17 protein-coding genes are annotated in these 18551 nt (G+C 62.7%); 10 read left to right on the top strand and 7 right to left on the bottom strand.

The genetic code is table 11. The features are described 5' to 3' along the window. The first annotated feature begins 4 nt into the window (after window positions 1–4). Window positions 5–1210: an amino acid deaminase gene (locus AC3Z8Y_RS09835; RefSeq protein WP_490089511.1), complete on the top strand. Its 1206-nt coding sequence runs from the start codon at window positions 5–7 to the stop codon at window positions 1208–1210. A 14-nt stretch (window positions 1211–1224) separates the two neighbouring features. On the opposite strand, the gene proP is transcribed toward AC3Z8Y_RS09835, so the two are convergent. Continuing rightward, window positions 1225–2727, bottom strand: coding sequence for a glycine betaine/L-proline transporter ProP (gene proP / locus AC3Z8Y_RS09830; protein WP_490089510.1), 1503 nt, complete (start codon window positions 2725–2727; stop codon window positions 1225–1227). A gap of 252 nt (window positions 2728–2979) precedes the next feature. Between proP and AC3Z8Y_RS09825 the strand changes: the two genes are divergently transcribed. Further along, on the top strand, window positions 2980–3237 hold the full coding sequence (locus AC3Z8Y_RS09825; RefSeq protein ID WP_490089509.1) for a DUF1652 domain-containing protein: 258 nt from the start codon (window positions 2980–2982) through the stop codon (window positions 3235–3237). A 61-nt stretch (window positions 3238–3298) separates the two neighbouring features. On the opposite strand, the gene AC3Z8Y_RS09820 is transcribed toward AC3Z8Y_RS09825, so the two are convergent. After that, window positions 3299–4588 carry an MFS transporter gene (locus AC3Z8Y_RS09820; RefSeq protein WP_490089508.1) on the bottom strand — a complete coding sequence of 430 codons (1290 nt, stop codon included), beginning with the start codon at window positions 4586–4588 and terminating at the stop codon, window positions 3299–3301. Between the two features lie 250 nt (window positions 4589–4838). On the opposite strand from AC3Z8Y_RS09820, the gene uxuA reads away from it, so the two are divergent. After that, window positions 4839–5885 (top strand): mannonate dehydratase, encoded by a 1047-nt coding sequence (gene uxuA / locus AC3Z8Y_RS09815; RefSeq protein ID WP_490089507.1) that lies wholly within the window; start codon window positions 4839–4841, stop codon window positions 5883–5885. A gap of 13 nt (window positions 5886–5898) precedes the next feature. Here uxuA and AC3Z8Y_RS09810 read toward each other — a convergent pair whose 3' ends face one another. From AC3Z8Y_RS09810 to AC3Z8Y_RS09795, 4 genes are all read right to left on the bottom strand, one after another. Further along, window positions 5899–6618, bottom strand: coding sequence for a FadR/GntR family transcriptional regulator (locus AC3Z8Y_RS09810; RefSeq protein ID WP_490089506.1), 720 nt, complete (start codon window positions 6616–6618; stop codon window positions 5899–5901). A gap of 78 nt (window positions 6619–6696) precedes the next feature. Further along, window positions 6697–7845 carry a mannitol dehydrogenase family protein gene (locus AC3Z8Y_RS09805; protein ID WP_490089505.1) on the bottom strand — a complete coding sequence of 383 codons (1149 nt, stop codon included), beginning with the start codon at window positions 7843–7845 and terminating at the stop codon, window positions 6697–6699. A gap of 9 nt (window positions 7846–7854) precedes the next feature. After that, on the bottom strand, window positions 7855–8865 hold the full coding sequence (locus AC3Z8Y_RS09800; protein ID WP_490089504.1) for a zinc-binding alcohol dehydrogenase family protein: 1011 nt from the start codon (window positions 8863–8865) through the stop codon (window positions 7855–7857). Window positions 8866–9088: 223 nt separating this feature from the next. Then, on the bottom strand, window positions 9089–9850 hold the full coding sequence (locus AC3Z8Y_RS09795) for a FadR/GntR family transcriptional regulator (protein ID WP_490089503.1): 762 nt from the start codon (window positions 9848–9850) through the stop codon (window positions 9089–9091). Window positions 9851–10064: 214 nt separating this feature from the next. On the opposite strand from AC3Z8Y_RS09795, the gene AC3Z8Y_RS09790 reads away from it, so the two are divergent. From AC3Z8Y_RS09790 to AC3Z8Y_RS09770, 5 genes are all read left to right on the top strand, one after another. After that, the gene (locus AC3Z8Y_RS09790) at window positions 10065–10805 is read left to right on the top strand and encodes an SDR family oxidoreductase (RefSeq protein ID WP_490089502.1); all 741 of its coding nucleotides are present in this window, start codon (window positions 10065–10067) and stop codon (window positions 10803–10805) included. 74 nt (window positions 10806–10879) lie between these two features. Next, the gene (locus tag AC3Z8Y_RS09785; protein WP_490089501.1) at window positions 10880–11725 is read left to right on the top strand and encodes a fumarylacetoacetate hydrolase family protein; all 846 of its coding nucleotides are present in this window, start codon (window positions 10880–10882) and stop codon (window positions 11723–11725) included. Between the two features lie 67 nt (window positions 11726–11792). Further along, window positions 11793–13079 carry an L-fuconate dehydratase gene (locus AC3Z8Y_RS09780; RefSeq protein WP_490089500.1) on the top strand — a complete coding sequence of 429 codons (1287 nt, stop codon included), beginning with the start codon at window positions 11793–11795 and terminating at the stop codon, window positions 13077–13079. Continuing rightward, window positions 13076–13852: an L-fucose dehydrogenase gene (locus AC3Z8Y_RS09775; protein ID WP_490089499.1), complete on the top strand. Its 777-nt coding sequence runs from the start codon at window positions 13076–13078 to the stop codon at window positions 13850–13852. Before AC3Z8Y_RS09780 ends, AC3Z8Y_RS09775 begins: the two co-directional genes overlap by 4 nt. Window positions 13853–13933: 81 nt before the next feature. Next, on the top strand, window positions 13934–15175 hold the full coding sequence (locus AC3Z8Y_RS09770) for a sugar MFS transporter (protein ID WP_490089498.1): 1242 nt from the start codon (window positions 13934–13936) through the stop codon (window positions 15173–15175). On the opposite strand, the gene AC3Z8Y_RS09765 is transcribed toward AC3Z8Y_RS09770, so the two are convergent. Next, window positions 15176–16102, bottom strand: coding sequence for a LysR family transcriptional regulator (locus AC3Z8Y_RS09765; protein ID WP_490089497.1), 927 nt, complete (start codon window positions 16100–16102; stop codon window positions 15176–15178). 158 nt (window positions 16103–16260) lie between these two features. On the opposite strand from AC3Z8Y_RS09765, the gene AC3Z8Y_RS09760 reads away from it, so the two are divergent. Both AC3Z8Y_RS09760 and AC3Z8Y_RS09755 read left to right on the top strand, forming a co-directional pair. Next, complete coding sequence (locus AC3Z8Y_RS09760; RefSeq protein ID WP_490089496.1) at window positions 16261–17190, top strand: dihydrodipicolinate synthase family protein; 930 nt, start codon at window positions 16261–16263, stop codon at window positions 17188–17190. Between the two features lie 57 nt (window positions 17191–17247). After that, a complete protein-coding gene (locus AC3Z8Y_RS09755) occupies window positions 17248–18543 on the top strand; it encodes an MFS transporter (protein WP_490089495.1) in 1296 nt (431 codons plus the stop codon). Window positions 18544–18551: the final 8 nt, after the last annotated feature.

Genomic DNA, 18551 nt, shown 5'->3' with positions numbered 1-18551 from the left:
GACCATGGACCTTACCCCCGTAGAAAAAGGCAGTGCGCAACCCGGTTACCGTCTGCTGCACGATGTTCCCCTACCCGCTCTGGTGCTCCACGAAGAAGCGGTGGAGCATAACCTGCGCTGGATGCAGGCCTTCGTCCGCCAGGCTGGCGCCGAGTTGGCCCCACACGGGAAAACCAGCATGACCCCTGCCCTGTTCCGCCGCCAGTTGGCCCATGGCGCGTGGGGCATCACACTGGCGACCGCCTCGCAAACCCGCGCGGCTTACGCCCATGGTGTGCGCCGGGTGTTGCTGGCCAACCAGTTGGTGGGCTCGGCCAACATGGCCTTGATTGCCGAGCTGCTCACAGACCCGGCCTTTGAATTTCACTGCCTTGTGGACCACCCTGACAATGTTCAGACGTTGGGGGCGTTCTTCGCGGCCCGCGGGCTGCGGCTGAATGTGATGATTGAGTACGGCGTGATGGGCGGCCGCTGCGGCTGCCGCACCGAGCAGCAAGTGCTAGACCTTGCCGATACCATCGCCAACCAGCCCGCGCTGGCGCTTACCGGTATCGAAGGATACGAAGGCGTTATCCACGGCACCGAAGCCGTTACGGATATCCGTGCCTTCGCCGCCTCGCTGGTAGGGCTGGCGATCACCTTGCAGAACAACCAGCGCTTCGCCCTTGCCCGGCCGATCGTCACGGCATCGGGTTCGGCCTGGTATGATCTCATCGCGGAAGAGTTCGACCGGCAAGCCGTGCGCGACAGCTTCCTCTCAGTGCTGCGCCCCGGAAGCTACGTGGCCCACGACCATGGCATCTACAAGGACGCCCAGTGCGGCGTGCTGCGCCGCCGGCACGATCTGCACGAAGGCCTGCAGCCAGCGCTGGAGGTGTTCGCGCACGTACAATCGTTACCCGAACCAGGCTTGGCGATCATCGCGCTGGGCAAGCGGGATGTCGCCCATGACGCAGGCCTGCCCAACCCTTTGCGGCGCTATGCGGCCGGCGGCACCGCCGATAACGCCGACGATGTCAGCGCCTGCACCGTGACGGCGATCATGGACCAGCATGCCTTCATGCAAATAGCGCCGGGCTGCGCACTGCGCGTGGGCGACATCATCGCGTTTGGTACCTCCCACCCCTGCCTTACCTTCGATAAATGGCGAAGCGGCTGCCTGGTGGACGCGCAGCTTAGGGTGGTGGAGGCGATGTACACCTGTTTCTGAAATGGCACCCCGGATCAATCAATCCGCGGATGCTGCTGCGCCAACTCCTCGCGTTTGGCCTGCAAGCGGGCGATCTCGGCGTCGATGTCTTCGACCTTCTGTTCGATGGTGTCGTGGTGTTCCTGCAGCAGCTCCTTGGCTTCTTCCAGGTCCGATGCCGTGGGCGCCGCGCCGCGCAGGGGCTTGTTGGCGGTTTCCTTCATGGTCAGGCCGGTGGCCAGGCCAATAACGGCGATGATCATCAGGTAGTAGGCCGGCATGTAAAGGTCCTGGGTGCTTTCCACCAGCCAGGCCGCGAGGGTGGGGGTAAGCCCGGCGATCAATACCGAGATATTGAACGCACTGGCCAGGGCGCTGTAGCGGATATGCGTAGGGAACATGGCGGGCAGCGTGGAGGCCATTACGCCAATGAAGAAGTTGAGCAGCACCGCGAGGATGAGCAGGCCGCAGAAGATCAGACCCACCGTACCGCTGGTGATCAGCATGAACGCTGGAATGGCCAGGAAGAACAGCCCCACGCTGCCGCAGATGATAAACGGCCTGCGGCCGAAGCGGTCGCTCAGGCGCCCGATGAAGGGCTGCACGAACAGCATGCCTACCATGATGGCGATGATGATGAGCACGCCGCGGCTTTCGCTGTAATGCAGGTTGTGGGAGAGGTAGCTGGGCATGTACGTAAGCAGCATGTAATAGGTGACGTTGGTCGCCACCACCACGCCCACGCAGGTAATCAGGCTGCGCCAGTATTTGGTGGCCACTTCCTTGAACGACACCTGCGGGCCGGTGGCCAGGCCTTCCCGGTCGCCCTGCTCCAGCTTTTCGACGTGCTGCTGGAACGCCGGCGTTTCTTCCAGCGCATGGCGCAAGTACAGGCCCAGCAACCCGAGCGGCAGCGCGAGGAAGAACGGCAAGCGCCAACCCCACGCCTGGAAGCTGTCCTCGCCTACCACCGATGAAATGGCCACTACCAGCCCGGCGCCGAGCACAAAGCCGGCAATAGAACCGAAGTCCAGCCAGCTTCCCAGGAAGCCGCGCTTGCGGTCGGGCGCATACTCGGCCACGAAGATCGAAGCGCCGGTGTATTCACCGCCCACCGAAAAGCCTTGGGCCATTTTTGCCAGCAGCAGCAGGATCGGCGCCCAGATGCCGATAGCGGCGTAGGACGGGATCAAACCGATGGCGAACGTGCTTAGCGACATGATCACGATGGTGGCAGCCAATACCTTCTGCCGGCCGTAGCGGTCGCCTATGGCACCGAAGAACAACCCGCCGAGGGGGCGAATAAGGAAGGGCACGGAGAAGGTCGCCAGGGCGGCGATCATCTGCACACTGGGGTCGGCGCTAGGGAAAAACACTTTGCCCAACACATAGGCGACGAAACCGTATACGCCAAAGTCGAACCACTCCATGGCATTGCCCAGCGCCGCGGCGGTGATCGCCTTGCGCATCTTGGCGTCGTCAACAATGGTGATGTCTTTCAAGCCAAACGGTTTAATGGCTTTTTTTAGTGATTTCATACGGGTTACCTGAACCTGACAGTCATGTTCACACGGCAGGGCCCTTGCGGGCGCGCGCCGTGAATGAACGTCAGAGGCAAAGCAGGCCGAATAATTCAGTGGTGGGAGGTTTTGAGGGGTGCTTGGCACAGCGCGGCAATCGCAGCGGCGGGCTCTAACGCGATACCCCCAGTCGGTGAGTGTGCGAAAAAACACACCCTGTGGGCTATGCTCAAAGGGACTTAGCTTTATATAAGAAAACAAGGGTGAGCCATGCTATCTCCTCTAGAGCTTCGACATATCCTGGAAAACGCGTTCCTGCCTACTGTCTGCAAGTGTGAAATCGACACCGGGATAATGACCCTCAAGTTGATCAATGCCCGCACTAACGAAGTGATTCTGGAAGAGCGAGAGATCAAGACATCGGACCTGTCCTCGGCCCGGGATATCGCAGCGTTCGTGGCGCAGCTCAAGGCGAAGCTGGCGACGATCGAGGTTGTGAACCCGGAACGGCGACGTCATCGGCGCTGACGCCGCCTCCAAGGGCCATCAAGGCAGCCCCGCCCTGGTTACCGCGGGGCCTGACCGAGGCTTACCCCCGTTGCGCGAGCGGAGCGCCCTCTCCGCCTTTCCTGTCCCCTGGCAAAGCCGGCAGCGGTTCGATCCTGCCCACGATGAACAGGTAACTGAACGCGCCCAGTATGGCGAACCCTCCTGCGGTCATCAGGGGCGCGGTAAACGAGCCATTGCCAATCACCAGCATGAAACCTGTGAAGGTGGTAATGAAAATACCGGCTGTATTGGAAGCGAAGTTCTGAATGCCGCCGATGGATGCCACATGGGATGGCGTGGGCGCCACGTCCGCTGGCAGGCACCAGATGCTGGCACCCGCAAACGCCAGGCTGGCATAGGCCAGGCTGAAGAAGGCAAGCATCGCGTAGGTATTTTCGGTAAACACCGACAGCGAAATGCTCGAGGACATCAACATCCCACCCACGATGCAGGTTTTGCGCGCGGCCGTGAGGCTCCAGCCGCGGCGATACAGCGCGTCCGAAGTAAGCCCGCCTATCCAGCCGCCAACGATGGAGGCCACCGCCGGGATGGTGCCGAGGGTGCCCAGGGATTTGAGCGAAAAGCCGCGGTCCTGAATCAGGTAGGTGGGGAACCAGGTAATAAAGAAGTAGATCACGAAGTTCAGGCAGAAAAAGCCCAGCATCATCCCCCACAGGGTGCGGTGGCGGAACAACGAAGCCCAGCGAACCTTAGGCTGCGCGGCCAGAGTGGCCGCCTTGGTCGCGTCATTGCGCTCAATGGCGGCAACGGCTGCGGGCTCCCGGTAGATCAGGAACCAGCCCACTACCCACACGAACCCCACCGCGCCGGTGATTACGAACGAAGCGCGCCAGCCCCACAGCTCGATGATCAGCGCTACCACGGGGATGGACAGCGCCGAGCCCACCCGCGAGCCGCTGTCGAAGATGCTGGTGGCAAAGCCGCGCTCCTTCACCTCGAACCACTGGCTGACGATTTTTGCACAGGATGGGTACGCGCCCGCTTCACCTACCCCCAGCAACAAGCGGCAACCGAACATCGCTGCCAGGCTACCGGCGGCGGCCGTGGCTGCGGTGAACAGCGACCACCAGGCCACGGCCAGCGGCAGCGCGATCTTCGCACCGACCTTGTCCACGAACCAGCCGAAAGGCATCTGCATCAGGGCGTATGTCCAGAAAAAACCGCTGAGCAACAAGCCCATCTGCCCGGAGCCCAGGCCCAGCTCTTTCTGGATATAGGGGGCGGCCACCGCGAGGTTGGCCCTGTCTATGTAGTTGATCGCAACCGCGAGGAAGCACAGGAATATCACTAACCAGCGCCCTTTCTGCATGGCGAGTCCTCCGTAATTATTGTTATGAGCAAGACTGCTGCGTGCTTCAGCCGGAGGTGGCCACGCCTTGATTGGCCTGACCAAATCAGCCGACAACCAGAGATACTAGACGTCAATTGAAAACGGCGAGGAGAAAATCGCGGAATCCTGGCGGAATTGGAGTACTCGCAATCCGCCCTTCAGCATTTTGGCCTGACCAATCTATACTCCTCCCACCCCAGTGGCAGCAGAACAAGAAAGGACATGCCCCATGAAGATGACATTCCGTTGGTACGGCGACACCGACCCGGTCACGCTGCCCTATATCCGGCAGATCCCCGGCATGACCGGCGTGGTCAGTGCCATCTACGACATTCCCGTGGGCGAGGTATGGCCGCTGGAGCGGATTCAGGCCCTGAAGGCCGCCGTCAACGCCCATGGGCTGGCGCTGGAGGTGATCGAAAGCGTGCCCGTACATGAGGACATCAAGCGCGGCCTGCCCAGCCGCGATCGCTTGATCGACAATTACTGCCAGACCCTGCGCAACCTCGCCGCGTGTGGGATCAAGGTGGTGTGCTACAACTTCATGCCGGTGTTCGACTGGACCCGCTCCACCCTCGAGATGCTACTGCCCGATGGCTCCACTACCCTGGCATTCGAAACGGCGGTGATCGAGCAGGCAAGCCTGGAGAAGGGCCTTACGCTGCCCGGCTGGGACGTGAGTTACGAGCCTGCCGCACTGAAGGCACTACTGGCCGAATACGCCGAAGTCGATGAAGCCACCCTGCGCCAGCGGCTGGCGTATTTCCTCGAGCGGGTGATCCCGGCGGCCAGCGAGGCCGGCATCAAGATGGCCTTGCACCCGGACGACCCGCCCCGCTCCATCTTCGGCCTGCCGCGGGTGGTGAAGAACCGCGAGGACCTTGCCTGCATATTGGCCATGGTCGACAACCCGGCCAACGGCCTTACGCTGTGTTCAGGCTCGCTGGGCGCGGACCTGGGTAATGATATCCCGGCGTTGGTGCGCGAATTCGGTGGCCAGGGGCGCATCCATTTTGCGCATTTGCGTAATGTGAAAGTCAACGAAGCGGGTGACTTCTTCGAAACCGCGCACCGCTCCGAAGACGGCTCGCTGGACATGGCCGAGATTGTCAGGGCTTATGTGGAGACAGGGTTCGAAGGCTATTACCGGCCGGATCACGGCCGCATGATCTGGGGCGAAACCGGCCGCCCCGGGTACGGCCTGTATGATCGGGCACTGGGCGCCGTTTACCTGAATGGGCTATGGGAAGGCATTCGCAAAACCATCACGGCCTGAACCTGCCATCAGGCTACTCGCTGCTGCCGTTGACCTCGGTGTCCATGCCCTTCAGCCAGCGCGCCTCGGAACACCGCAGGTGCTGGCGCATGGCGGTTTGCGCACCGATCAGGTCACGGGTTACCACCGCTTGCAGGATGGTCTCGTGCTCTGCCACCGCCGTGGCCCAGGTGTCGCGATTCTCGGAGTGTTCGCTGATGTGCGCGGAAAGCGGGCTGTAACGCTCTTCGAACAGCGAAGTGATGATCCGCACCAGGGTCGAGTTGCCGCTCATCTTCGCCAGGCGCTGGTGGAAACGGCGGTCGTCATCCAGGGCCGGAATGCCCTTCTCCACGCCTTCGCGCATCTTGTCGATGCAGGTTTGCAGGTATCGGTAATCGGCTTTGGTGCCATTGAGGCAGGCCTGCATCACGCACTCGCCTTCGATCAGTGCCCGCGCCTGCATCAACTCCGAAGGGCTCTCGCCCAGGGTTTTGGTGCGCCCCTTGATGCCGAGCAGGTGCTCGCACACATAGATGCCGGAGCCCATGCGAATTTCGACGCTGCCTTCGATTTCCAGCGCGATCAAGGCTTCACGCAGGGAGGGCCGGGACACACCGAGCATCTGCGCCAGGTCCCGTTCGGGGGCCAGCCGGGTACCGGCGGCAATGCCGTGCTTGCGGATGTGCTCACGCAGCCGGTCGGCGATAACTTGGTAGAGGCGGCGTTCGGCGGGCGGGTTTAGCGGGGTCATCGATCAGCTTCCGTCTGGCTGCGGCGGAGCATATCACAGCAGCTCAAGGGCGCCGCCTGGCGCCCGTTCCTCAGATTTTTATTGCACAGCCAGTGCCGCAGTCAAATGCGGCTGCGCAAGGCCCGGTAGCGCTTGCCGCGCCATCTCTACAATGGGCAAGAAGCGCCGACGTTTCTTTTCCTCATGGTTGCGCGCGATGTCCGCCAAGTGATGCTGCAAATAGGGATTGAGAAACCGGTCGCGTACCGAGGCCAGGTAGTCGCGGGCCTCCGCCAGGCAACCTTGTGCGGCGAACACTGGCAGTACTTCCTCTTCCCACAGGTGCTCAAGGCTTTGGCGCAGGGCGGGGTCGTTCATGGCGTGATGAACGGTTTCCTCGGGATCGCGCCCATCCACTTTCCAGCGCTCGGCCAGCCAGGTATGCCCCAGGTTGAGCATGAACAGCTTGAAGTGTTCGTAATGGTCCAGCGTGTCGGTTACCACGATGGCGGGATGTTCGCAGGGCAGCACCAGCCCCTCCTGCCGCTCGATGGCCCAAAGGGCGTAGGGCTCGGCCACCGCGCCCACGGGCTCCAGGGGCTGAGGGACGATCCGGTCCACCAGTGAATTGGCCCAGCGGCAGGTGGTTCGAAGGTAAGCGATGAACGACGGGGAAAGCGCCCACTGCTCAGCGATACCCACAACTAGCTCGCGTAGCACCTCGCCATTTCGTGACACCAACTCGCAGGGGAACAACGACAGCGGCGCGGCGGGGTTGGCCTGCCAGCGGTCATGCAGCAGCACCAGCAGCTTGGCGGGAAAACTCGCTGGCGCCGCCGCGCTCGCTTTCAATGCCTGGGGCGTATCCAGGTGGCTTACCACATAGCCGGTGTCCGCAGTGTTGGAGATCACCACCTGCGCGTCCCACACGAAGCGCTGCCTGATCAGCGGCCAGTCTTCGGTGGCGCGCAGAGCGCCGCTGACAGAGGACGACCAACGCACTTCGTCGACCACCTGCCCGTTATCGATACCCTGGATGTGTACCGGATAGGCCGCGCCGGTAGCCAATGCCTTCACCCGCACGCTGCTGCCGGGGTTATCGGTGGTCTGCACCACAGTAACCCTTCCCACTGCCTTGCCTTGCGCCAGTGCCTCGGAAATGAACAGGTCGGCATGTGCCTGCAAGAACCGGCTGGTGCCGAATTGCAGAATGGGCGTTCCCGCTGATGTATCGGTTGTTGTGCTCATGGCTCACCCTCAGCATTCAACGATGGCTTTGACCACGCCTTGGCTCGGGTCCAGCAGCTCGGTAAAGCGGGCACTGACCTCACTCAAGGCCATGCGATGGGTATTGAGCGCCGCGTCCGGAATCAAGCCATCACGCAGGCATTGCTCCACGTAGCGGAAGTCCTCGACCGTCGCGTTGCGGCTGCCCATGAGGGTCGCCTCGCGCTTGTGGAACTCGGGGTCGGAAAAACTGATGTTGCCGCGCACGATGGACACCAATACGTATTTGCCACCGTGGGCGATGAATTCGAAGCCGCGCTCCATGGCGCCGGGGTTACCGGTGGCGTCGAACACCACGTCGAAAAACTCGCCCCCTGTGATCGCCTCCAACTGTGCCTTGTCGGCGTCGCCGATCAACACGGCGCTGTCCACGTGCAGGTGCTGGGTACAGAACGCCAGGCGATCCTGGCGGGTGTCCAGCACAGTGACTTTTGCCCCACGCAGGCGAGCAAAGATCGCCACCGCCATGCCGATCGGGCCGGTGCCCACCACCAGAGCGCGCTGCCCGGGCTGGATGTCCGAGCGGCGTACCGCATGGGCGCCGATGGACAGGAATTCGATCATGGCAGCCTGGTCCAGCGTCACCCCCTCGGCCTTGAGCACGAACGCATGGGGCAGGCTCAGGTATTCGGTAAACGCGCCGTCCCGGTGCACGCCCAACACCTGAATACGCACGCAACAGTTGGTTTTGCCCTGTCGGCAGGCGATGCACTCGCCACAGGAGAGGTAGGGCATTACATACACCAGGTCGCCCGGCTCAAGGCCGCTGCCCTCCTCGCTTTGTTCCACCAGGCCGGAAAACTCATGCCCCATCACACGCGGGTAGTCGAGGAAAGGTTGGTTGCCGTTGAAGATGTGCAGGTCGGTGCCGCACACACCCACACGCTTGATCCGGACGAGGGTTTCGCCCGGCGCCCGCAGCGGCCTGGGTCGATCCTGGGCGAGAAGTGTTCCGGGCTTGTCGCAAACGACGGTGAGCATGGCGTTCTCCAGGCCGAGCACGCCGACACGCTGCGGGCAATGCCCGCCAGCGGCCCGTGCGGGCGCTTTTATTGTTGTCGAGGGGAAGGCAGACCCGCCATAGGGGACGAATCGCTCTCTGGGAGAAAACTACACACGGACCCTGTAACTGGCAAGACCAATTCGATTTATAAATTAACTGGCCTTACCAAAATGCAGCTCCCGATCCCTACTGAAAGCCGCTTCAGGCCGTGCCACGGCTGAAAATACGGATCACCTCGTCAAGGTGCGCTGCCATGGCGTCGCGCGCGGCCGCCCCGTCGCGGCACTCGAGTGCTTCGAGCACTTGCCGATGCTCGTGCTCGGACCTGAACGGCATGTCCTCGCTCGTATAGTGGGCCTGCAAACGCTGGAACATACTGCCGTAGCGATGCCCGAGCAGGTGCTGGATCATCAGCGCGTAGGCCGGGTTGCCCGACGCCTGGGCAATGCGGATGTGGAACAGCCGGTCGCCCGGATGGGTGTGGGAGCTCTCCCGGTTATCCGAGGTATTGCGTTCGAACGCCAGGCGAATCCCGTGCAGCTCCTGCTCACTGGCGTTAGCTGCCGCAAGCGCCGCGGCTTCGGGCTCGATCAGGCGCCGCGCTTGCAATAGTGCAAACGGCGGGATTTCGGCGCTGAAATCCACCTCGATGCCCAGCTCCGGGTCGATGTCGTTCCATTGATCCCGCGTGGCTTGGGTCATCACCGGCTCGTCCGAGAGCTGTCGCGCCGGCGGCTCACACACCAGCACGCCATTGCCCACACGCACTTCAACCAGCCCCACCACTTCGAGCGCGATCATCGCCTCGCGTACCGAAGCGCGGCTAACGCCTAAAAGCTTGGCCAGCTCCCGCTCGGCGGGCAGGCGACTGCCGGGCGGGTATTCGCCGCTGCTGATCAGTGCACGCAACTGATCGGCGATCTGGCGATAAAGCCGGGGGTTATCAATGACTTGAATGGGCATCTGACGTCGACTCAGCCTGTGCTATGCGATTTAACAGCGGCATCACCTTGTTGCATCGGCAACCTGGTGCTACACATAGGTCCAGTGGCCTGACCATTGGAGCAGCTACGGTTGGCTGGATCATAGCAAGGGTTCCAGCGCAACGTGCTCGTTTATGAGGGCGGCCACCGAATCTCGGATCACAGGCCCATCACATAAAAACAAGGGATCGAACATGGACCTCATCGGCAAGCGCGTGCTCATCACCGCGGCAGCCCAGGGTATCGGCCGCGCCAGCGTAGAGGCGTTCCTGGAAGCAGGCGCTGAAGTCTTCGCCATCGACATTAACGGTGCCGCGCTGGACCCCCTCGAAGGCGTGCACAAACATGTGCTGGACGTCACCGACACCGCCGCGATCCAGCGCCTGGCCGCGCACACCGGCCCGCTGGACGTGCTGTTCAACTGCGCGGGCGTGGTGCACAGCGGCACCATCCTCGAATGCTCCGACGAAGACTGGCGCTTCGCTTTCGACCTCAACGTTACCGCCATGTACAAGATGATCCAGGCGTTTCTGCCGGGCATGTTGGCCAACGGTGGGGGCTCGATCATCAATATGTCGTCGGTGGCATCGGCTATCAAAGGTGTACCCAATCGCTTCGCTTACTGCGCGAGCAAGGCTGCGGTCATCGGCATCACCCGCTCCGTGGCCGCCGACTTCGTAGGCCAGAACATCCGTTGCAATTGCATCTGCCCGGGCACCGTGGAATCTCCCTCCCTGCGCCAGCGCGTGGCCGAGCAAGCGGCGCGGGAACAGCGCAGCGAGGAAGAGGTGTACGCCGCGTTCGAGGCCCGCCAGCCCATGGGCCGCCTCGGCACGCCCCAGGAAATCGCCCAGCTGGCGCTGTACCTGGGCTCGCCCCGCAGCGGCTTCACCACCGGCACCGCGCAGGTGATCGACGGCGGCTGGAGCAACTGAAGCCCTGAGCGACTACCCCCTTCTCGATACAGCGCCAAGTGCGCCACACCCTTTACCTCGAACAAGGAAACCCCATGAAACTGCTGCGTTACGGTGAACCAGGCCACGAACACCCCGCCCTGCTGGACAACGATGGCAAGCTGCGCGACCTTCGCGACTTCATTGACGACGTGTCAGGCCAGGCCCTGAGCCCCGAGAGCATCGCCAGGCTTCAAGCGCTGGACCACTCGACCCTGCCCCTGGTGCACGGGAACCCGCGTATCGGCCCTTGCGTGGGCAATGTGGGCAAGTTCATCTGCATCGGCCTGAACTACGCCGACCATGCTGCGGAAACCGGCGCTGACATTCCCGCCGAGCCCATCATCTTCAACAAGTGGACAAGCGCCATCGTTGGCCCGAACGACAACGTGGAAATCCCTCGCAACTCGAAAAAGACCGACTGGGAAGTGGAGCTGGGCGTGGTGATCGGCAAGGGTGGGCGCTACATCGACGAGGCCAGCGCGCTGGACCACGTGGCCGGCTACTGCGTGATCAACGACGTGTCGGAACGGGAATTCCAGATCGAGCGCGGCGGCACCTGGGACAAGGGCAAGGGCTGCGACACCTTCGGCCCCATGGGCCCCTGGCTGGTAACGCGTGACGAAATACCCGACCCGCACCAGCTCAACCTGTGGCTGGAAGTGGATGGCAAGCGCTACCAGAACGGCAACACCCGCACGATGATCTTCCAGATCCCCAAGTTGGTGAGCTACCTCAGCCAGTTCATGAGCCTGCAACCCGGCGATGTGATTTCCACCGGCACGCCGCCGGGGGTGGGCCTGGGTTGCAAGCCCGAACCTGTGTTCCTGCGCGCGGGGCAGCGCATGCGCCTGGGTATCGAGGGCCTGGGCGAACAGGAGCAACTCACCGTCGACGCCTGACATTGCGCATGACCTGCCGTACGCGGCAGGTCGGTTCGTTCCAACAATAACGCCAATGGGAACCGCCATGACCACCATCACCGCCGTGCGCGTGGAAGACATCCGCTTTCCTACGTCCCAGTCCCTCGATGGCTCCGACGCCATGAACCCCGACCCCGATTACTCGGCGGCCTATGTAATCCTCGAAACGGACCACCCTACCCTGCAAGGCCATGGCCTGACGTTCACCATCGGCCGGGGCAATGAAATCTGCTGCGCGGCGATCAACGCGCTGGCCGGGTTGGTAATCGGCCTGAAGCTGGAGTGGATCGCCGAGGACATGGGGCGCTTCTGGCGCCACATCACCAGTGACAGCCAATTGCGCTGGATCGGCCCCGACAAGGGCGCGATACACCTGGCCACCGGCGCGGTGGTGAATGCCGCCTGGGACCTGTGGGCCAAGGCCGAAGGCAAACCGGTGTGGAAACTGGTGGCCGAGATGACGCCCGAACAACTGGTGCGGTGCATCGACTTCCGCTACATCACTGATTGCATCACCCCGGCCGAAGCCCTGGCGTTGCTCAGCGAACGCGCCACCGGTAAAGCCGAGCGGCTGGCGGCACTCCAGGCCGATGGCTACCCCTGCTACACCACGTCCGCGGGCTGGCTGGGCTACCCGGACGACAAACTGCGCCGCCTGTGCCAGGCCGCGATCGACGGTGGCTTTTCCCATATCAAGCTCAAGGTGGGCCGCGACCTGCAGGACGACATCCGCCGCGTGCGCATCGCCCGCGAAGTGCTGGGCCCCGATCGGCAACTGATGATCGACGCCAATCAGGTATGGGAGGTGGATGCCGCCATCGACTGGGTGCGGGAACTGGCGTTTGCCCGCCCTTGGTTTATCGAAGAGCCCACCAGCCCGGACGACGTGGAAGGTCATCGGCGCATTCGCCTGGGCGTGTCGCCCGTGAAAGTGGCCACGGGCGAAATGTGCCAGAACCGAATCGTGTTCAAGCAGCTGATCATGCGTGAAGCCATCGACGTGGTGCAGATAGACGCGTGCCGCCTGGGCGGTGTGAACGAAGTGCTGGCAGTGATGCTGATGGCGGCCAAATACCAATTGCCGGTATGCCCCCATGCTGGCGGCGTAGGCCTGTGCGAATACGTGCAACACCTGTCGATGATCGACTACCTGTGCATCGCCGGCACCCATGAAGGCCGGGTGGTGGAGTACGTCGATCACCTTCATGAGCACTTTGAAGACCCTTGCGTGGTCAAGGGCGCCGCCTACATGCCCCCTTCTGCCCCCGGGTTCTCCATCCAGATGAAGGCAGCGTCCAGGCAGCAATTCGCGTTCAAGGGCTACCGCTCATGAACCTGCATCTCATGGACAAAGTGGTCGTCGTCACCGGCGGCGGCTCGGGCATCGGTGCCGCGATTTCCCTCGGGCTGGCCGAGGAAGGCGCCATCCCGGTGATCTTCGCCAACCAGCCGCTTCCTGCCGCGTTCAGCGCCGAGCTGGACCGGCGCCAACCGCAAACGCTGTTCTTCCAGGTGGAGCTGCGCGACGAGGCCCAGTGCGCCGCAGCGGTGGCACAGGTGCTAGCGCGCTTGGGCCGTATCGATGGGTTGGTGAACAACGCAGGGGTGAACGACAGCGTGGGGCTGGAGGCCGGCCGCGCGGCGTTCATGGAGTCGCTGGAGAAAAACCTCATCCATTACTACCTGATGGCCCACCTGTGCGTGGACGCACTCAAGGCCAGCCAGGGGGCGATCGTGAATATCGGTTCAAAGACCGCGCTCACCGGCCAGGGTGGCACCAGCGGCTACACCGCGTCCAAGGGCGCGCAGCTGTCACTCACAAGGGAGTGGGCCGCCTCGCTGCTGCACGATGGTGTACGGGTGAACGCGGTAATTCCCGCAGAGGTGATGACGCCCTTGTACGAGCGCTGGATCGCCAGCTTCGACGACCCTCAAGCCCGCCTGGCGAAGATCGTCGGGAAAATCCCGCTAGGCCAGCGCATGACCACCCCGGAGGAAATTGCCGACAGCGTGCTGTTCCTGCTGTCCCCTCGCGCCTCACACACCACGGGGCAATGGGTGGTGGTCGACGGTGGCTACACCCACCTGGATCGGGCGCTCACTTAGCGTTGTAACCCCGCCGGAGGTTCACCGCGCACCGCTGTTCGTACACACGCTTCACACCTACAACAACAAGAGGAGAGCGTTATGTCGGCCAAACTGGGCAAGATCGAAACCCCTGTGTACACCCGCGCCGAACCGTCGGTGCGGCTGGCGCTGATGCTGGTGACCAGCCTGTTCTTTCTGTGGGGCCTGTCGTATGGCCTGCTGGACGTGCTCAACAAGCATTTTCAGGAAACCTTGCATGTGAGCAAGGCGCAGTCCGGCCTGCTGCAAGCGGCCTATTTTGGCGCCTATTTCATCATCGCCTTGCCGGCAGGCTTTCTGATGGACCGCTTCGGCTACAAGGCGGGCATCCTGCTGGGGCTTTGCCTGTACGCCGCTGGCGCGCTGTTGTTCATGCCGGCGGCCAATGCGGCCAGCTTCCCGTTCTTCCTGTTCGCCCTGTTCGTGATCGCGCTGGGGCTGGGCTGCCTGGAAACCGCCGCCAACCCCTATGCCACGGTGCTCGGCGAGCCCGGCGGCGCGGAGCGCAGGCTCAACCTGGCGCAGTCCTTCAATGGGCTGGGGCAATTCGTGGGGCCGTTGCTGGGCGGCATGCTGTTCTTCGGCGGGGCCAGCAATGACGGTGACAGTACCTCCCTGCAAACCACCTATGTGGTGATCGCGGCGGTTGTGCTGGTGGTCGCGGCCATGTTCGCCCGTACCCCCATGCCCGATGCACGCGAGCGCACCAGTCACGCACAAGGCATCACCGACAAAGGCCTCTGGCAACACCGCGGCTTCGTTGGTGGGGTAATCGCGCAGTTCTTTTATGTAGCGGCGCAGGTGGGCGTGGGGGCATTTTTCATCAACTACGTGACCGAACACTGGGCCAACATGAGCAGCCAGACCGCGGCCTACCTGCTGTCGGTGGCGATGATCTGCTTCATGTGCGGGCGGTTTTTCAGCACCTGGCTGATGGGGCGGATTGCGCCGCAACGCCTGCTCACGGTGTACGCCTGCATCAACGTCGCCCTGTGCGCCGTAGTGGTGAGCGGGGTGCAAAGCCTCTCGGTGATTGCGCTGGTCGCGATCTTTTTCTTCATGTCGATCATGTTCCCCACCATCTTCGCCATGGGTGTGAAGGACCTGGGCGCGCACACCAAGCGCGGCAGCTCGTTCCTGATCATGGCCATCGTCGGCGGCGCCCTGATGCCCTACTTCATGGGGCTGGTAGCGGATCATGCCTCTACCGCTTTGGCGTATCTGCTGCCGCTGGGGTGCTTTGTGGTGGTGGCGGTGTATGGGCGTGCAGGTTCCCAAGCTATGCCTGGTCCCACAGTGTGATCACCGCGCCGATTGACGCAGCAGTTCGATCAAGCGCTCCGCCGCAGGTGACAGCACGCTGCTGCGCCGGGTGACGATGCCGAAGGGCTGCGAGGGCGAGCGCAGGGCCACGGGCAGGATGCGCAGCATCTTGTGCCGCTCGAACAGCTGGGCGATGTCGGTGGGCAACAGCGAAACAAGGTCCCGGCCCTGGTTGAGCAGCGCGACGGTGACGAAGGTAGAAGCCGTGGACACGGTGTCCACGGGCTTGTCGATACCGGCCAGGTCCAGCTCGCGTTCGAGCAGGTCACGCAGCGGCATCTTGCTGGGGTAGGTCACCCATCGATACTGCGCAAGGTCACGCATGCACAGCTCGCCCTGGGTTTTGGTCGAATGGTCATACCCGGCCACTACTGACAGCGGCTCGTCGGCGAGCTTGAGGTAACGGTAGCGATTGGGGTGCGCGCTCACGGCAGACCGGCCGATGACCAGGTCCAGGCGGCCGTCGTCCAGCTGCGCGAGCATGCGCGCGCTGGTGTCCTCCACAATCTCGACGGTTACGGCCGGCATCTGCGCATGAAGGGCATCCAGCGCAGGGATCACATAGGTCGGGATAGCCCCCATGATCGCGCCAATGGCCAGCCGGCCTGTGCGCCCCGCCCTGATATCGGCCATGTCATCACACAGCAGCGCAAGGTCTGTGGTCAGCAAACGGGCATATTCGATCACGCGTTGGCCGCACGCGTTGGGGATCATCCCGCTCGCCGAGCGCTCGAACAGCGGCGCCTCGAACATTACCTCAAGCTCATGCAAGGCCTTGCTGGCGGCCGACTGTGTGATCGACAGCACGGCGGCGGCCTTGTGCAGCGACTTGTGCTGGTCCAGCGCGGTCACCAGTTGCAGCTGTTTGAGGCGCAGCCTGGAGAGCAGCAGGTTGAGGGTATTCATGGGTGAGTCGAAAAACTCATCAGGGGATGGAAAGGACTCAATATACAGGCCGGAAAACGCGTGGGTATAGTCGGGCCATCAGCAGTCACCGCACCCTGTGAATACGCGCCTGAGCGCAGCGGTTGTCCCCTACCCCGCAGTCACGAGCACAGCACGATATGAATACCCACAACAAAAACCGCTATAGCGGAGTGTTCCCTGTCGCCCCCACGATTTTCGATGAACACGGGCAGCTCGACCTCGACGGCCAGAAGCGCTGTATCGACTTCATGATCGATGCCGGCTCCGATGGCCTGTGCATACTCGCCAATTTCTCGGAGCAGTTCGCCCTCGCCGACGATGAGCGCGACACCGTGATGAATGTGGTGCTGGACCATGTGGCCGGCCGGGTACCTGTGATCGTGACCACCACGCACTTCAGCAGCCAGGTGTGCGCACGCCGCAGCCAGGCCGCGCAAGCCGCCGGGGCCGCCATGGTGATGGTGATGCCGCCCTACCACGGCGCAACGATCCGGGTGACCGAGCACGGCATTTATGAGTTCTTCGAGCAGGTGTCGAACGCGGTCAACATTCCGATCATGATCCAGGACGCGCCCGTGGCCGGTACACCCTTGTCGGCGGCCTTTCTCGCCCGCATGGCGCGGGAGATCGAGAACGTCTCGTACTTCAAGATCGAAACCGCGCAGGCTGCCGCCAAGCTACGCGAGCTGATCGCGCTGGGTGGCGACAGTGTGATAGGACCCTGGGATGGCGAAGAAGCGATCACGCTGATGCCGGACCTGGACGCCGGCGCCACCGGCGCAATGACCGGCGGCGCCTACCCGGACGGGATTCGCAAAATCATCGAGGCCCATGTGAACGGGGATCGTGAGCGCGCGGCGGCGCTGTACCAGCAGTGGTTGCCGCTGATCAACTACGAGAACCGCCAATGCGGGCTTGCCGCCTGCAAAATCCTGATGAAAGAAGGCGGCGTTATCCACTCCGATGCCGTGCGCCACCCACTCGCCCCGGTGCATCCGCAGATTCGCGAAGGGCTGCTGGAGGTCGCGCGCCGCCTCGATCCGCTCGTATTGCGCTGGGGCCGCTAGCCCTCACACAAGCTTCTACCACCCGCCCGATCTTATAAAAATAACAGGAGACTCGGCATGGATATGTCCCGCCTGCAAGGCACCAAGAAGACGACTGTGCGGTGGAAGATCTTTCTTCTATTGCTGCTGCTCGTGTCCATCAACTACATCGACCGTGCGGCGTTGTCCGTGGCCATGCCGGCGATTTCCCAGGAATTTTCCCTCACCCCGGAGCGCCAGGGGCTGATCCTCAGCTCGTTCTTCTGGACCTACCTGTTCATGCAGGTGCCCTCGGGCATGCTCGCCGACCGCCTGAAACCTCGTACCTTGATCGCAGTCGCCACCATCAGCTGGGGCGCATTCCAGGCCCTGGGCGCCGCATGTACCGGGTGGTTCGCCCTGATGCTGACCCGCATGGGCCTGGGCATCGCCGAAGCGCCGATCTATCCGGTGGGCGGCAAACTCAACGCGCTGTGGCTCACCCAGAACGAAAAAACCCGTGGGGCTTCCCTTGTGGATGCCGGCTCCGCGCTGGGTTCCGGCGTAGGCGCCGTGGTAGTCGCCTCCTTGATGGCCTGGCTTGGTTCATGGCGCGCGGCCTTCGTGGTCGCCGGGGTGGGCACCATCCTGTGCGGTATCTGGGCCTGGTGGTACATCCGCAATACGCCACGCGAGCATCCGTCGATCAACGATGCTGAAATCGCCTACATCGAACACGCCCATGCCGAAGAAGATGCACGTGAGCCGAAGGTGGCCGCAGGCGGTTCGCTGCTGAGGTTCTTCACTTTCCGTTCGGTATGGGGCATGTGCGCCAGCCACACCTGCACCAACCTGGTGTTCTTTGGCCTGATGACCTGGCTGCCGACCTACCTGTTCAACGTCCACGGCTTCGACCTCAAGTCCCTGGGCGGCGCCACTTTCCTGATCTTCTTTTTCGGCTTCGTCGGCGAAGTGGTGGCCGGGCAATTGGCGGACCGCTGGAAATCGGCCGGGGCGAGCGCCAACCGGGTGTACCGCACCATGATGATGATCGGCGCGGGCGCCGTGGGGTTGTCCATGCTAGGGGTGGCCTATGTACGGGCACCGTTCGCGGTAGTAGGGCTGTTGTGCGTGGCGCTGTTCTTCCTGCGCTGGTGCGGCGGCTGCAACTGGGCCACGCCGGCGATGCTCGCCACCCGGGCCCGTACCGGTGCGCTGAACGGCATCATGAACTTCGTGGGCAACATCGCCGGGATTTTCGTGCCTATCTTTATCGGCTACATCGTGCAGAACACCGGCTCGTACTTCCTGGCCCTGATGTTCTTCGTGGGCGTAGCGGTGGTGCAGATGCTCGCCGTGCTGTCCATCGACTATCAACGCAAGCTGCCGGTTTAGGAGGCCTT

This window comes from Pseudomonas sp. 3MAES_34.3B, from assembly GCF_058145875.1.
This window is presented reverse-complemented; position numbering and strand designations above follow the sequence as displayed.

Bases quoted from the DNA above. Each gene is read 5' to 3' on its own strand.
- AC3Z8Y_RS09835 (WP_490089511.1), top strand. From the start codon at position 5: ATGGACCTTACCCCCGTAGAAAAAGGCAGTGCGCAACCCGGTTACCGT.
- proP (WP_490089510.1), bottom strand. From the start codon at position 2,727: ATGAAATCACTAAAAAAAGCCATTAAACCGTTTGGCTTGAAAGACATC.
- AC3Z8Y_RS09825 (WP_490089509.1), top strand. From the start codon at position 2,980: ATGCTATCTCCTCTAGAGCTTCGACATATCCTGGAAAACGCGTTCCTG.
- AC3Z8Y_RS09820 (WP_490089508.1), bottom strand. From the start codon at position 4,588: ATGCAGAAAGGGCGCTGGTTAGTGATATTCCTGTGCTTCCTCGCGGTT.
- uxuA (WP_490089507.1), top strand. From the start codon at position 4,839: ATGAAGATGACATTCCGTTGGTACGGCGACACCGACCCGGTCACGCTG.
- AC3Z8Y_RS09810 (WP_490089506.1), bottom strand. From the start codon at position 6,618: ATGACCCCGCTAAACCCGCCCGCCGAACGCCGCCTCTACCAAGTTATC.
- AC3Z8Y_RS09805 (WP_490089505.1), bottom strand. From the start codon at position 7,845: ATGAGCACAACAACCGATACATCAGCGGGAACGCCCATTCTGCAATTC.
- AC3Z8Y_RS09800 (WP_490089504.1), bottom strand. From the start codon at position 8,865: ATGCTCACCGTCGTTTGCGACAAGCCCGGAACACTTCTCGCCCAGGAT.
- AC3Z8Y_RS09795 (WP_490089503.1), bottom strand. From the start codon at position 9,850: ATGCCCATTCAAGTCATTGATAACCCCCGGCTTTATCGCCAGATCGCC.
- AC3Z8Y_RS09790 (WP_490089502.1), top strand. From the start codon at position 10,065: ATGGACCTCATCGGCAAGCGCGTGCTCATCACCGCGGCAGCCCAGGGT.
- AC3Z8Y_RS09785 (WP_490089501.1), top strand. From the start codon at position 10,880: ATGAAACTGCTGCGTTACGGTGAACCAGGCCACGAACACCCCGCCCTG.
- AC3Z8Y_RS09780 (WP_490089500.1), top strand. From the start codon at position 11,793: ATGACCACCATCACCGCCGTGCGCGTGGAAGACATCCGCTTTCCTACG.
- AC3Z8Y_RS09775 (WP_490089499.1), top strand. From the start codon at position 13,076: ATGAACCTGCATCTCATGGACAAAGTGGTCGTCGTCACCGGCGGCGGC.
- AC3Z8Y_RS09770 (WP_490089498.1), top strand. From the start codon at position 13,934: ATGTCGGCCAAACTGGGCAAGATCGAAACCCCTGTGTACACCCGCGCC.
- AC3Z8Y_RS09765 (WP_490089497.1), bottom strand. From the start codon at position 16,102: ATGAATACCCTCAACCTGCTGCTCTCCAGGCTGCGCCTCAAACAGCTG.
- AC3Z8Y_RS09760 (WP_490089496.1), top strand. From the start codon at position 16,261: ATGAATACCCACAACAAAAACCGCTATAGCGGAGTGTTCCCTGTCGCC.
- AC3Z8Y_RS09755 (WP_490089495.1), top strand. From the start codon at position 17,248: ATGGATATGTCCCGCCTGCAAGGCACCAAGAAGACGACTGTGCGGTGG.